General features: G+C 68.5%; 13 protein-coding genes and 1 pseudogene. 4 read left to right on the top strand and 10 right to left on the bottom strand.

Going from position 1 to position 12,306, the window contains the following annotated elements; genetic code table 11:
• Positions 1 to 181: 181 nt before the first annotated feature.
• Together OKW78_RS11695 and OKW78_RS11700 are read left to right on the top strand one after the other, a co-directional pair.
• Positions 182 to 334 carry a hypothetical protein gene (locus OKW78_RS11695; RefSeq protein WP_172861719.1) on the top strand — a complete coding sequence of 51 codons (153 nt, stop codon included), beginning with the start codon at positions 182 to 184 and terminating at the stop codon, positions 332 to 334.
• Positions 331 to 753, top strand: coding sequence for a PIN domain-containing protein (locus tag OKW78_RS11700; protein ID WP_281195342.1), 423 nt, complete (start codon positions 331 to 333; stop codon positions 751 to 753). The genes OKW78_RS11695 and OKW78_RS11700 overlap by 4 nt, the downstream gene beginning before the upstream one ends.
• 371 nt (positions 754 to 1,124) lie before the next feature.
• Here the strand turns inward: OKW78_RS11700 and OKW78_RS11705 are convergent, their stop codons facing one another.
• The 4 genes from OKW78_RS11705 to OKW78_RS11720 form a co-directional block, all read right to left on the bottom strand.
• Positions 1,125 to 2,003, bottom strand: coding sequence for a VOC family protein (locus OKW78_RS11705; protein WP_281195343.1), 879 nt, complete (start codon positions 2,001 to 2,003; stop codon positions 1,125 to 1,127).
• Between the two features lie 42 nt (positions 2,004 to 2,045).
• The gene (locus OKW78_RS11710) at positions 2,046 to 2,570 is read right to left on the bottom strand and encodes a YqaA family protein (protein WP_281195520.1); all 525 of its coding nucleotides are present in this window, start codon (positions 2,568 to 2,570) and stop codon (positions 2,046 to 2,048) included.
• 74 nt (positions 2,571 to 2,644) lie between these two features.
• Positions 2,645 to 3,073 (bottom strand): GtrA family protein, encoded by a 429-nt coding sequence (locus tag OKW78_RS11715; RefSeq protein ID WP_281195344.1) that lies wholly within the window; start codon positions 3,071 to 3,073, stop codon positions 2,645 to 2,647.
• Positions 3,074 to 4,546, bottom strand: a complete 1,473-nt coding sequence (locus OKW78_RS11720; RefSeq protein ID WP_281195345.1) for a sulfatase — start codon at positions 4,544 to 4,546, stop codon at positions 3,074 to 3,076.
• A 158-nt stretch (positions 4,547 to 4,704) separates the two neighbouring features.
• Between OKW78_RS11720 and OKW78_RS11725 the strand changes: the two are divergent.
• Positions 4,705 to 4,986 (top strand): annotated as a pseudogene (locus tag OKW78_RS11725) (transcriptional regulator); the annotation flags it as partial.
• A 157-nt stretch (positions 4,987 to 5,143) separates the two neighbouring features.
• On the opposite strand, the gene OKW78_RS11730 reads toward OKW78_RS11725, so the two are convergent.
• Together OKW78_RS11730 and OKW78_RS11735 are read right to left on the bottom strand one after the other, a co-directional pair.
• The gene (locus OKW78_RS11730) at positions 5,144 to 5,590 is read right to left on the bottom strand and encodes a universal stress protein (RefSeq protein WP_281195346.1); all 447 of its coding nucleotides are present in this window, start codon (positions 5,588 to 5,590) and stop codon (positions 5,144 to 5,146) included.
• Between the two features lie 91 nt (positions 5,591 to 5,681).
• Complete coding sequence (locus tag OKW78_RS11735) at positions 5,682 to 7,565, bottom strand: ATP-binding protein (protein ID WP_281195347.1); 1,884 nt, start codon at positions 7,563 to 7,565, stop codon at positions 5,682 to 5,684.
• 136 nt (positions 7,566 to 7,701) lie between these two features.
• Here OKW78_RS11735 and OKW78_RS11740 point away from each other — a divergent pair, with 136 nt between their 5' ends.
• Positions 7,702 to 8,037, top strand: a complete 336-nt coding sequence (locus tag OKW78_RS11740) for a hypothetical protein (protein WP_281195348.1) — start codon at positions 7,702 to 7,704, stop codon at positions 8,035 to 8,037.
• A 59-nt stretch (positions 8,038 to 8,096) separates the two neighbouring features.
• Here the strand turns inward: OKW78_RS11740 and OKW78_RS11745 are convergent, their stop codons facing one another.
• From OKW78_RS11745 to OKW78_RS11760, 4 genes are all read right to left on the bottom strand, one after another.
• Positions 8,097 to 9,080 (bottom strand): carbohydrate kinase family protein, encoded by a 984-nt coding sequence (locus OKW78_RS11745; protein WP_281195349.1) that lies wholly within the window; start codon positions 9,078 to 9,080, stop codon positions 8,097 to 8,099.
• A gap of 58 nt (positions 9,081 to 9,138) precedes the next feature.
• Positions 9,139 to 10,062, bottom strand: a complete 924-nt coding sequence (locus OKW78_RS11750; RefSeq protein ID WP_281195351.1) for an LLM class oxidoreductase — start codon at positions 10,060 to 10,062, stop codon at positions 9,139 to 9,141.
• Positions 10,063 to 10,235: 173 nt separating this feature from the next.
• A complete protein-coding gene (locus OKW78_RS11755) occupies positions 10,236 to 10,712 on the bottom strand; it encodes a 50S ribosomal protein L11 (protein ID WP_122106026.1) in 477 nt (158 codons plus the stop codon).
• A 137-nt stretch (positions 10,713 to 10,849) separates the two neighbouring features.
• The gene (locus OKW78_RS11760; protein ID WP_281195352.1) at positions 10,850 to 12,232 is read right to left on the bottom strand and encodes an MFS transporter; all 1,383 of its coding nucleotides are present in this window, start codon (positions 12,230 to 12,232) and stop codon (positions 10,850 to 10,852) included.
• Between the last annotated feature and the right edge of the window lie 74 nt (positions 12,233 to 12,306).

A 12,306-nucleotide genomic window follows, 5' to 3' on the forward strand; every position in this document is an offset into this window, starting at 1 on the left:
ACGGCCTCCGGCCGCTCGGAGGCGCGCCACCGCGGATCGATGCTTCTCTCACCTGTATCGAGCGATCCAAGGTGTGTGAATATGCCCGCTACGGAGAGTTTCAATAGATCCCAGTATCCACAATCGCTCGGGCGACGAGTCCCACCAGTAGCCTTTTGCGAATTGGCAGGCAATAACGTGTATGAGTCTCACCTCGGACGACTTCGAGGAGTTCGTTTCTTCGGACCCCGATGACGACGAAACGGTCCCGCTCGGACAGGCACTTTCAGAGTTGGGACTCGATGTCGAAGTCGACTCCGTTGAGGCCGTTCGTGACATCCGCGAACGGTTATGAGGATACTCCTCGACACCAACGTCCTCGTCGCAGCGGTCACTCGGGATACTGATCGGTCTGATGAGGCGATCGAGTTGCTTGATCAAGCCGACGATCCGCTCGTTTCGGTTCTCAGCCTTATGGAACTGCGGAGCGTTCTGAGCAAGAAGAAACGGTTCGAACGGGACCGAATCGATGACATCGAGAATCGAATCACTTCGCGAATGACCGTTACCTTCCCCGATGCCTCAGATATGATGGCAGCGAACCGTCTCCAATCGAACACGCTGCTGTACCCGATGGACGCGATGATCCTCTCGGCAGCTGAGGCTGCCGACGCAACTCTCGTCTCGTTTGATTCCGAATTGGTTGAACACGGTGCAGAACCCACCCAACAGTTGCTTGACGAGGGTGAGGATGTAACGACCGATGAATCGTAGAACCGTGTTACGAGTCGATGCCTTCGCCTTGCTTAGACTCGACTGAGCCACCGGCGTAAACTCCTGGGAACTCGTCAGTTGTATTGACCGATCCGTGAGCCATCTACAATGAGCATCCGCGAACAGCGTGGCGCGACGCGCCACTGGCAGCCGGCGCGAAGCGCCGGCGACGAAGTGAGCGGTTCACCGACGGCGAGACGAAGCCGGGCCGTCGGCTTTTTCCCTCCAGGGTTTTCGAGGAGCGGTTCCCGAAGCGAACCCAGTGAGCGAGGGAACCCGACGAGAAAAAGGTGGATGTGCACACACGCTCTAACGGAGGATCCAGTTAGAATCCAGTGAAAGTAACACCCAATAACGCCCTTCTTCATCCCCTACGGTTCCACCTCGACGAAGCCGAGATAGCGCCGGCCGACGGGTGACGTCACGGACGACCACGCGACGGGCCGGTCCCCGAGCGATCCGGACGCGAGCGCGTCGGGATCGTCGATGCCGGCGACTCCGTCGCCGACGTCTCCCGGATCGCCCTCGTACCCGAGCAGGTACGCGGCCGGTCGCGGCCCGAACGCGTCGAGCCGGTCGGTGAGCCATCCCTCCCCGCGCGGCTCCGCCAGCGCGACCGGCGCGTCGGGGTACGTCGCGACCGCGGCGTCGAGTCCCGGACACTCGCCTCGCTTCGGGTCAGCCAGCCCGAACGCCGCCTCGAATCGCTCGATCGCCGCGTCGAGGTCGGGGACGCCGAGCACGACCGTGTCGACGCCGACGATCGGCGACGACGCCAGGTCCCCGGTCGGCCGGACCCGACGCTCCCGCGGGGTTCGATCGCTGATGAGGAACGGGAGGGTCGATCCCGGATCCCCCTCGCCCAGATAGGTGAGGCCCCACTCGACGAGCGTGCCGTCCTCGCGCGTCCGCTCGTATCCCGACGGGCCGTCGACTCGGATCCCGCGGTCGCGGAGGTCGGCGCTCGCGGTCGCGATGTCATCGGCCCTGACCGCCCACGCGCACGGACCGCCGTCCCCGTGGATGGGGTCGTCCCACCAGGGCGAGTCGGCTTCGGGCTCCACCGTCGAGATGAGTTCGAGGTAACTCCCGTCGCGAAACCCGACGATCGCCATGTGCGTGACGCCGTTCGAGTGGTGACCGCCGTACACGACCGGGAATCCGGCCGCCTCGAACGCGTCGACGAGACGATCCAGGTCCCGCCCCGCGATCGTGACGTGATCGATGTGGAGATCGATGTGGAGATCCATACCGGGGAGTCGAGCGCTCGGATCAAAGGAGTTCCGGGCCGTTCAAAACACCGTGAACAGCCCGCCGACGAACGTGACCGTGACGACGAGTCGGCCGAGGCTCCCGAGGAACGTCGCCACGGCGAACCGGGTGTAGTCGCGCTCGAGGACCGCGAACGCGTAGATCGAGATGGTGTCGGGGAAGAACGGCACCGAGAGGGCCATCGCGAGGCCGCCGTAGCCGTACTGCTGGGCGAGCTCGACCGAACGCTTCTCGGACCACTCCATGACGTTCCACCGGGACCGCCGGAGCCACCGGGTGACGGGTCCCGATCGTTTGACCTCCTGACCGATGTGGAACGCGAACAGGCTGCCGACCGCCTTTCCCGTCGCGCTGACGAGCATGATGCTGCCGAGGTGCGCCCACGGCGGGAGCCCGAGGTCGATCGGCGCGACGAGCACGACCTCGCTCGGACCGGGGAGCGCGAACGCGATCAGAAACGAGTACACGAAGATGATCCCCATGCCGGGCCAGCCGGTCGCCGACTCGACGAGCGACTCGAACCCGCCGCCGAGGGCCGAAAGCATCCCGTCGACGGCGAGGGGAAGGGGAGAGACGAGGAGGGCGGATGGAACGGGCGGGACGAGCGGGGTCACGGAGCTCACGTGCCACCCCACGTCCAGCGAGCGTCAAGGACGTATCGGTAGAGCCCGCTGAGGAAGATCGCGCCCGCGTTCGCGATGAGGTACAACAGCCCGACCCACTCGACGAGCGCGAAGAGGATGGCGAGCTGGATCGGGATCGCGGTCCCGCGAACCAGGTTGGTCTTGAGCAGTCCGGAGAAGTAGTCGATCCGACCGGAGTTCTTCGAGGCGCGGAAGGTCCAGGCGTTGTTGAGGACGTACGAGAGGACGATCGTGAACTCGATGGCGATCGTCGCGCCGAGCAGGTAGTTCAGTCCTCCGACGTCGACGAACAGCCACAACAGCGCCATCTGGATCGCCGACGTGACGAGTCCGACGGTGACGAAACGCCGGAGCTGGACGGCGAGCGGCCCGTACACGAGGCCGCGGAGGAGCGACCGAACCATCTATCGGTAGCCGAGCGCCTCCAGACGAGCGTTGAGGTCCTCGTCCACGGACTCGTCGCCTCCCTCGCCTCCGGCGTTCCCGTCATCGCCGGCGTCCCCGTCGTCGCCGCCCGTTCCGCCGGCACGGACCGACTCGGCGTGCGCCTCGACGAGGGGAGCGAACCGGTCGACCACCGCCCGCTCCTTCTCGGACGGGTCCGCGGAGCGATCGTTCGACTGAAGGGGGTCAGACGGCCGGTGATACAGCTCCGTCGTCCCGGCGTCGACGTTCTCGATGTAGGTCCACTCGCGGTCGCGAACGCTCACGTACAGCTCGCCGTCATCGAGCGAGCGAGGGATCGGCTGTGCGGTCACGTCCTCGCCGCGAACGGTGACGGAGACCACGGGCTCGTCCGCCGGCTCATCGCCGGAGCGCACGGTCGGAGCGAGGCTCGTTCCCTCCCACTCCGTCGGCGCTTCGACGCCCAGCAGATCGGTCACGGTCGGCGGGATCGAATCGAGGCCGACCTGTCGGTCGACTCGGCGTCCGGAGGATCCGGGAACGTCGACGACGAACGGGACGTGGATCAGCTCGTCGTACAGCTTCGGGTAGTGGGCGAGGTGGCCGTGTTCCTGGAACTCCTCGCCGTGGTCGCCCGCGAGGACGACCGCGGTGTCGTCCTCGACGCCCGCGGCCGAGAGCGTCTCGAGGACCCGGCCGATGCTGGCGTCGATCTGGCGGACCGCCGCCTGATACAGCGTGCGAAGCTCCTCGAGGGTCCGGCCGTCGACCTCCAGGCCGAGCCCGGTTCGAGTGTGCGCGTGGAGCATTCGGTGGGTCCCCAGCCAGTTCGAGGACACCTCGCGGATGTACCTCGGTGCGGGGACGTACGGAGTGTGTGCGTCCATGTAGTGGATCCAGAGGAAGAACGGGGCGTCGACCCCCTCGATGAAGTCCGTCGCGGCGTGTTCGACGTCGAACATCCGGGACGTGTCGAGGAACGGTCGATCGTCGGTCTCGCCGCGGATCCACGATCCCGCGCGTCGAAGCGGCGACGCCGCGAGCTGGATCCACGCCTCGACGGTCGGATGGGTCGCGAGGTACCGGCTGTAGATGCTCGACCCGACGCTGGCGACGAACGGCTCGAACTCGTCGAACCCGTCGTCATACCCCCAATGCGAGGTGAGAAAGCCGTTCGCCGCGTTGAAGCCGGCCGTCGAGAGCTCGGCGTCGGAGAGCGTCTCCGCCAGCGTCGACGCCCCCTCGACCCCGATGTCGCCGGTGCCGGTGAACACGTCCTTCGAGGCCAGGATCGACGGGAACGAGAAGGGCGTCCAGTTGCCCGTCGCGAAGGCGTGATCGAAGACCGTCCCTCGGTCGGCGATCCCGTCGATGACGGGCGTGTGCCGCGCCTCGTCGTAGGCTCCGACCGCGTCCGCCCGGAGGGAGTCGACCGTGACGAGGACGACGTTCGAGACCTCGGCGTCACCCACGGGTCGATGACACCCCTATCGCGGTTCCGGTCGAGAACGCGGTCATGATGGCTGTATCATGGTCAGTTCCGGCTTTTACCCTTTCGGTACCGTGGGCGTCCGCCGTGACGGCCCGCCGGCTCATCGGGTTTTTATCGTGACCCGTCGAACCCACGACCATGCCCGATCTCCACCCGATCGCCAAGCGGATCCACAACGTCCAGCCCGACCCGATCCGTCTCGAGCTCGACTCCGGCGAGCCCGGAGTGTACGAGTTCTCCTCGACCGAGTTCTTTCAGCGGGAGTTCCGCGGCGAGGGCGTCCGGACCGACGCGGAGCCTGACGCCGCCTTCCGCCTCGTCACCTCCGAGGACCACGAACGGGTCCTCCTCGGTCGATCCGGCCCCGACGAGGAGGGCTGGACGATGCTCGGCGAGGTCGTCGCCGCGGAGCGCGCGGATGTGGTAGACGGCGATGATGGCGAGGAAGGCGAGGAGGATGACGACGGGGAGGATGACGATGACGACAGGGAGGATGACGATGACGACAGGGAGGATGACGACGACGATGGCGAGGCGAAAAACGATGCGGACGTGGATCCCGACGGGGCGGCGTAGCTCACCGCACGACCGTCACCGGGACCTCCGCCCGCCGAACGACTCCCTCGGCGACGCTGCCGAGAACCACCCGTGAGAGCCCCGTCCGTCCGCGGCTCGCGAGCACGACGTGATCGAACGGCTCGGCGTCCTCGCCCTCTCCGTCCTCGTCGCCGGCGGCGACGTCGAGGATCGTCGTGGTCGGCCGGCCGACCTCCAGTCGCGTCGCGACGTCGCGGTCGACCCGATCGGTCGCGTCCGCGAGGATCCGCTCGCCCCGTTTCTTCGCGCTGTCGTACCACTGGTCGACCGCGCCCGGGAACCCGCCCTCCGCGCCCGTCGTCGAGTCGGCCGGGTTGATCACGTGAAGCGCCGTCAGGTCGGCGTCCGGCCACTCCTCGGCCGCGAACCGGAGCGCTTCCGCCGCCTCCTCGGAGCCGTCGACCGCCACCAGGATCCGTTCGGTCATACGTGAGGGTTCTCGCGGTCGTCTCAAAAACGCGTCGCCGGTTTCCCCGGGCGTGGAAACGCCGGGGTGTTCGGCAAGGGTGACGCTCCGGTCAGTCCCCGTGGCGGGTGACGCACGTCGACAGCCCGATCAGTTCGACCGGCTCGGAGTTGTCCGGCGAGTAGACGGCCATCTGGCCCTTCTCCATGTACGGGACCTTCCCCGCGAGCGTCGAGGGGATGTTCACGCTCGCTATCGCGTCCTCGTCGCCGAGGTTCAACACGATCTTGGTGTTCACCTGTTTGAACACGGACTCGGCCACGTCTTGGGGGTCCTGCGTAATGAGAAACAGGCCGAGCCGCTCCTTTCGGCCCTGTTTGGCCGCCTCGGTGAACGTGTCGAGCACCTTGCGCGCCTGGACGTTGTCGGCGTCCGCGAGGAAGTTGTGCGCCTCGTCCATCCCGACCAGAAGCGGGGTCTCCTTGATCCGGTCGCTCCGCGGATCGTTCGAGAGCTTGTCCCCGACGAGCATCGTCGAGACCGCGAGCACGACGATCTCCTTCTGTCTCGAGGTCGGGAGGTGGTAGGTCGGGACGACGCTGAGCCCGCCCGAGCGAACGAGGGTGTGGTCGAGCTCGGTGATCGGCTTGGCGTCGCCGTCGAAGACGCCGCCGGGAACGCCCCGGACCCGACGCATGACCGCCTCGAACGTCTTCTCGTGGACTCGCCCGGACTCGTCGAGCTCCTCCTTGAGCGCCGGGTCGTCGAGGTACGAGAGGAACTGCCGGTAGGTCCCGGACTCGCCGTGATCGGCGAAGAACCGGTTGAGGAGGGTCAACAGTGCCGGGTACTGGTTCTCGTTGAGCCCGGAGCCCGCGACGAGCCACGGCATGTCGTACTCGTCGACCATCGAGAACGGGATCGTGAACTCGACCTGTTCGGCGCGGTGGCCCTGGCCGGGGTACGTCGCGTTCGGGACGCTCGGCACGAGCGCGACCGTGTCGTCGTGGCCGCCGTGGGCGATCCCCTCGCGCTCGAACCGCCGGGCAGTCGCGGGGTCCATCTCCGGGTTGTCGTCGTGCATCTGGGCGTACTCGTCCTGCGGGTCGAACTGGACCACGGCCATCCGGGCCTCCCGGCCGTCGTCCATCGGGTACGTCCGGTCGGCGTCGAGGTACTGGCGGAGCACGTTCTTCGAGGCGTGGGTCTTGCCCGAGCCGGTCCCGCCGGCGACGAGCGTGTGTCTGAACGCGAGGGGGTCGCCGTCGCCGTAGTCGTCCTTGATCCGGTAGTCGACGGTCGGCGGCTCGGCGGCGGTTCTCACCTTCTCGCCGCCGACCGAGAGGTGGCCGAGGAAGACGCCCTCCTCGGGGATCTTCAGCCCCGTCTTGATCTCCGCGTCGTCCGCGGCCTCCTCGACGACAGCCCCGGGTTTCGGCACGCGGTCCGTCATTCGGCGGCTCAGCCCGTCGGCGTCGTCGTAGACGACCGACATGGGCTCGAGCTCGGCCATGAACTTGTAGTCGCGCTCCGTGAAGTCGTCGCGGCGCATCTGCCGGCGGGCGTGGATCTCGGTGGCGTCGTCCGATTGGAACTCCTGAGCGTACTCCAGGGCCGTGATACGCGAGAAGAGCCGTTCGCCGTCCGGGTACGGGACCACGAGGTACTTTCCAAGGCGAACCGCGTCGCGGTTGCCGGTCGTGACGAACGCCTTCAGCGCCGTGTCGTCGGCCTCCTCGGACACGCGGAGCCCCTGTGAGACCGAGACTACCCCCAGACCGGCGTCGTCGCCCGCGGGGTCGACGTCGTAGGTCGCGAAGTCGTCGCTCGCGGCGTCGTCGGGAGAGTCACCGCCGACGGGATCGCGATCCAGTTCGCTCGACGCGGACCCGCCGTCCGTGGAACCCCGATCGGCCGAACCGCCCTCCGCGCTCGACTCGTCGCGGCCGCCGCCTCCCTCGCCGTCACCGAACTCCGTGAAGTCCTCCAGGGTCATGCCACAGCCACCGGCTTCCACCCGCAAAGCGTTTCCCCCACACGGTTGGACCGACGGCGACGACGCCCGTCACCGCCGACGTCCCCGAGGGTCGAAGGCACGGACGGCTTTTATGCGTCAGTCACCAACCGTCGGTATGATACTCGTTCGCGGCAGCGGCGGCGGGACCGACCTCACCGGAACGGTGTTCGAACGGGGGGAGGACCCGCCGACGTACAAGGGCGCGCCCGACGAGGACGCCGCGTACGTCTGGGTGTGCGACTCCTTCTACGAGGTCGAAAGCGGCGGATCCGCGCTCCTCGTCGACGGGTCGGAGATCCGCGTCGCGTTCGAGGAACCGATGCCCCGCGGCTTCGACACCCGCGGTCAGGCGGTGGCCGCGGCCCGCGAACACGTCCGGACCCAGTTCGCCCGGATCGGCGTCGATCCCGACGACGTCGAGATCGAGGTGACGAAGGCGGACCCGGTCTGACCGGCCCGAACGGCTCGCAATCGACACGAGATCGGTCGACACGCCGCCGTCGACCCCAGTCAGTTCGTCTCAGCGCGCATCGCCTCGACCGCCGAGCGGGTGGGAAGCGCCGTCATCGCGCCCTTCGCGGTCGTCGACCGCGCCGCCACCGCGTTCGCGAACGCCAGCGCCTCCGCGAGGGACTCGCCGGCGGAAAGCGCCGCGATCGCGCCCGCGGTGAACGCGTCTCCCGCGCCGGTCGTGTCGACGGGCTCCACGGGGTACCCCTCGTGTTCGACCACCAGCGGCTCGTCCGTGGGGTTCCACGGTGCCTCCGGCGTCGCTCGCGCGAACGCGCCGTCCGAACCGCGAGTGAGGAGCGCGGTGTGGGGGCCCCGATCGCAGACGGCGCTGGCCAGCGCGGGCGCGTCGCCGTCGTCCGCGCTCGGGTCCGCGATGCCCGCCGCGACGAGGTCCGCGGCGGTCGCCTTCACCACGTCCGACAGCTCGAAGGCGCGCCGACAGGTGTCGGCGAAGTCGGTCCCCCCGAACAGCTCCGGGCGAGCGTTCGGGTCGAAGGAGACGACCGCGTCGTCGACGTCGTTCGCCCGCGAGAGGAGGTCGAACGTCGCCGTCCGGCTCGGTTCGTCCGCGAGGACGACGCCACCCGCGTGAACCCATTCGGTCTCCGCGAGGGTGTCGTCGTCGACGGTTCCCGGGCGCATCCGGGTGTCCGCGGTCCCGTTCCGGTGGAAGCTGAACGCCCGTTCGGCGTCGGGATCGAGGCTGACGAAGACGAGCGTCGTGTCGGCGTCGGGGTCCCGCTCGATCAGGTCCTCACGGACTCCCTCCTCGGCGAGCGTCCGGGCGAGGTAGTCGCCGAACGGGCCGTCGCCGACGCGGGTCCAGAACAGCGGCGGGTCATCCAGCCTCGCGAGCCCCACGGCGACGTTGGCCGGCGCGCCGCCGGCCCGTCGGTGGAACGTCTCCGTCGCGTCTATCGGGCCGTGACCCTCCGGAACGAAGTCGATGAGCGTCTCGCCGGCGACGAGGAGTCCGGTCATGGCTCCCCGTGCGACCGGGCGGGCAAAGTCGGTTCGGGTTCCGACGGCGGACCGAAGGTCACAGCTCGTCGATGACTTCCCCGGCGAACGTCGTCATCGCGGCCTCCGGGTCGTCGGCCTGCAGGCCGACGATCGCGTGATCGAGACCGTATCCCTCCAACTCACGGAAGTACTCCCGAAACCAGTCGACGCCCGCCCGATAGCCGAGGTGGAGGTGCTCGGGGTCGGCGTCCGGGTCGTCGGCGAGTTCGACCCTGACGGCGATGGCGAACGGCTTCTCCCCCGCGAGTTCGCGCCAGCGGTCGAGGTACGACCGGAGCGTCTTCTCGGGAAGGTGATAGAACAGCCAGCCGTCGCCGCGCTCGGCGATCCACTCGGTCGATTGGCGGGCGTTGCCCGTCGGAAGGAGGGGAATCGTGTCGGTCGTCGGCTTCGGCAACACGTCGAGGTCGCCCTCGAGCGTCCCCCACTCGCCCGCGGTCGACGGGAACTCCTCGCGCCAGATCGACCGGATCGCCTCGACTCGCTCGCGAAACACGGTCCCGCGCTCCTCGGGGTCGACGCCGAACGCCGGGTACTCCGGGTCGCGGTCTCCGGAGGCGATCCCGAGAACGAGTCGGCCGTCTGAGAGCCGGTCGACGGTCGCCGCGGACTTCGCGACGTGGATCGGGTGCCGAATCGGGAGGACGATGCTCGACGTCCCGAGCGCGACGGAGTCCGTGTGGGCGGCGACGTGCGAGAGCAGCGGCCAGGGGTCGAACGCCCCGCCGGCGTCGCCGAATCGGGGCCAGTAGGTCGGCACGTCCCGCGCCCAGAGCCCGTCGAAGCCGACCGACTCCGCGTGGGTCGCGAGCCGAACCTCCTCGTCGACCGCCGGGGTCGACTCCCGCACGCCGGTGAGCGGAAAGCCGATCCCGAAGGTCAGCCCGTCGGGACCGAACAGCCGTCGATACCCTCGATTCTCGTGGTCCGTCCCGGTCATCGGCGGAGGTTCGCGACGGGGACGTATCCCGCCTTCGGAGGCGGAAACGGGGAAACGGCCGGCTAGTGGAGGCGGGAAAACGGCCGGCTAGTGGAAGCGGGCGGCAACCGTTCGGATTCGGAAACGGGTGAGAAGCCGTCGGCAGCGTGAACTCGACCGGGGGAACCGGAGCGTTACGCCTCGAGGACGTCGTCGTAGTCGCCGGCGTCGACGCGGTCGTCGAACGTCCGGGCGTCCTCGCCCTCGATGGTGACGCCGAGGGAGGCGCAGGTGCCGCCGACCTCCTTGGCGGCGTTCTTCGTGTCGTACGCCAGCAGGTCGCTCGACTTCTGTTCGGCGACCTTCTTCACCTGTTCGACGGACATGTCGGCGACGAAGTCCTTCTGGGGCTCGCCGGAGCCCGTCTCGAATCCGGCCTCGTCCTTGATCAGCTCCGCGGTCGGCGGGACGCCGACGTCGATCGTGAAGGAGCCGTCGTCGTCGTACTCGACGGTGACGGGGACCTCCATCCCGTCGAACGCGGCGGTCTCCTCGTTGATCCGGTTCACGACGTCCTGCACGTCCACCGGCGTCGGGCCGAGCTCCGGGCCGAGCGGTGGACCGGGGTTGGCCTGCCCGCCGGGGACGAGCGCTTCGATGGTTCCAGCCATGTCCGTACGAACCCGCCGATGACTTTTAACGGTTGTTCTTTCGTCCAGCGGGCGCGAGCGGTTCGCATACGGCGTTCCGACGGCCGTGGAGAGGACGGTCCGATGGCGGTGGAGAGGACGGTCCGGGGCGGCGCGGCTTACGCCTCGGTGGTCGCGGTGTCCTCCCGGACCGACTCGCCGGCGTCGCGGCCGGGGACGAACGTCCCCGTCTCCCGGCGGACGCCGACGAGCAGCGCGATCCCGGCCGCCAGCGGAACGGCCGCACACGCCGCGTACACCGGCGTGAACCCGACCGTCTCGACGAGCGGGAGCGACACCATCGGGCCAAGCCCGCCCCCGATGTCGCCGAAGACGTTGTTGGTGCCGGAGGCCCGTCCCATCCGGTCGTCGGGGGTCAGATCGGCCAAAAGCGCCATCATCGGACCGCTCGTTCCGCCCTGTCCCGCGCCGATGGCGACGCAGGCGACTCCCAACTCGAGCGTCGAGCCCGCCCGCGCCAGAAGCAGGAAGCCGACGAACGAGACGACGAGAAAGCCCAGCAGGATCGGCGTCCGCGATTCGCGAGAGTCCGAGACTCGACCGCCGGCGAACATGAACACCGCCGCGGAGACCACGGTTCCGGCCATGAACAACCCCGAGGTACCCTGGGGATCGAGCCCCAGAAGCGAGATGTCCGTCTCGCCGAGGAACAGGACGAGGGTGGCGAAAAGCGCCCCGATGTACGCGAACATCAGCCCGAAATTCACGAGCCCGACCGTCACCGCCGGCGTCGAGGTGTCGACGTCCCACGGCTTGACCGACTGCTTCTCGCCGGCGGTCGTCACGTGCGTCTCGGGAACGAGCCGGTACGCGACGACGCTGGCGAGGAGCGCGAACGCGGCGGCGACGGTGAACGCCGCGACGTTGCCCGCGAGCGAGGAGACGACGCCGCCGAGCACGAGACCCGCGGGGAAGCCCATCGTGATGCCGCCGCGCACCACGCCCATGTTCGTCCCCCGCGACCCGCTGTCGGAGACGTCCGCGGCGATGGTGTAGGCGGTCGCGAACACCGCGGCGGACCCGATCCCCCAGAGGACGCGTGCGAGCAGGAACCACGCCTCGGGCGCGACGACGAACTCGAGAACCGCGAACCACTCGGTCGGACCGACCGCGACCGGTCCGATCGATCCCGCGGGCAGTCCCGCCAGGGCCGGCCGGAGCGATTCGGCCGGCGGCAACGCGATCGCGACGACGTATCCGAGGGTGGCGATCCCCTCGATGAGCAGCCCGAGGACGAAGGGTTTCCGCGTGCCGTATCGGTCGACGAGCGCGCCCGCGGGCGCGTTGGCGACGAGCCGGACCCAGCGGTTCGCGGAGAGGATCACGCCGACCATGAACGCGGAGATGCCGAGGACCGCGCCGAGGTTCGGGAGGATGGGAAAGACCACGCCGCCGCCGAACCCGACGAAGAACGTGCTGGCGATCACCGCGAGCAACACGGTCGGGAACCGGGAGAGACCGATCGAGGGGACTCGAGCCATCGGTCTATGAACCCGCGTGACCCGCCGGAGCCGCCGCGATAACCGGGCGTACCCGTACCGGTCTCGAACGTGTT

Origin of the sequence: Halorubrum sp. F4 (assembly GCF_027257195.1) — an archaeon.
GTDB lineage: Archaea > Halobacteriota > Halobacteria > Halobacteriales > Haloferacaceae > Halorubrum.

What these genes read in the sequence shown, in the direction of transcription:
- OKW78_RS11695 (WP_172861719.1), top strand. Translation starts at nt 182, where the DNA reads ATGAGTCTCACCTCGGACGACTTCGAGGAGTTCGTTTCTTCGGACCCC.
- OKW78_RS11700 (WP_281195342.1), top strand. Translation starts at nt 331, where the DNA reads ATGAGGATACTCCTCGACACCAACGTCCTCGTCGCAGCGGTCACTCGG.
- OKW78_RS11705 (WP_281195343.1), bottom strand. Translation starts at nt 2,003, where the DNA reads ATGGATCTCCACATCGATCTCCACATCGATCACGTCACGATCGCGGGG.
- OKW78_RS11710 (WP_281195520.1), bottom strand. Translation starts at nt 2,570, where the DNA reads ATGCTTTCGGCCCTCGGCGGCGGGTTCGAGTCGCTCGTCGAGTCGGCG.
- OKW78_RS11715 (WP_281195344.1), bottom strand. Translation starts at nt 3,073, where the DNA reads ATGGTTCGGTCGCTCCTCCGCGGCCTCGTGTACGGGCCGCTCGCCGTC.
- OKW78_RS11730 (WP_281195346.1), bottom strand. Translation starts at nt 5,590, where the DNA reads ATGACCGAACGGATCCTGGTGGCGGTCGACGGCTCCGAGGAGGCGGCG.
- OKW78_RS11735 (WP_281195347.1), bottom strand. Translation starts at nt 7,565, where the DNA reads ATGACCCTGGAGGACTTCACGGAGTTCGGTGACGGCGAGGGAGGCGGC.
- OKW78_RS11740 (WP_281195348.1), top strand. Translation starts at nt 7,702, where the DNA reads ATGATACTCGTTCGCGGCAGCGGCGGCGGGACCGACCTCACCGGAACG.
- OKW78_RS11745 (WP_281195349.1), bottom strand. Translation starts at nt 9,080, where the DNA reads ATGACCGGACTCCTCGTCGCCGGCGAGACGCTCATCGACTTCGTTCCG.
- OKW78_RS11750 (WP_281195351.1), bottom strand. Translation starts at nt 10,062, where the DNA reads ATGACCGGGACGGACCACGAGAATCGAGGGTATCGACGGCTGTTCGGT.
- OKW78_RS11755 (WP_122106026.1), bottom strand. Translation starts at nt 10,712, where the DNA reads ATGGCTGGAACCATCGAAGCGCTCGTCCCCGGCGGGCAGGCCAACCCC.
- OKW78_RS11760 (WP_281195352.1), bottom strand. Translation starts at nt 12,232, where the DNA reads ATGGCTCGAGTCCCCTCGATCGGTCTCTCCCGGTTCCCGACCGTGTTG.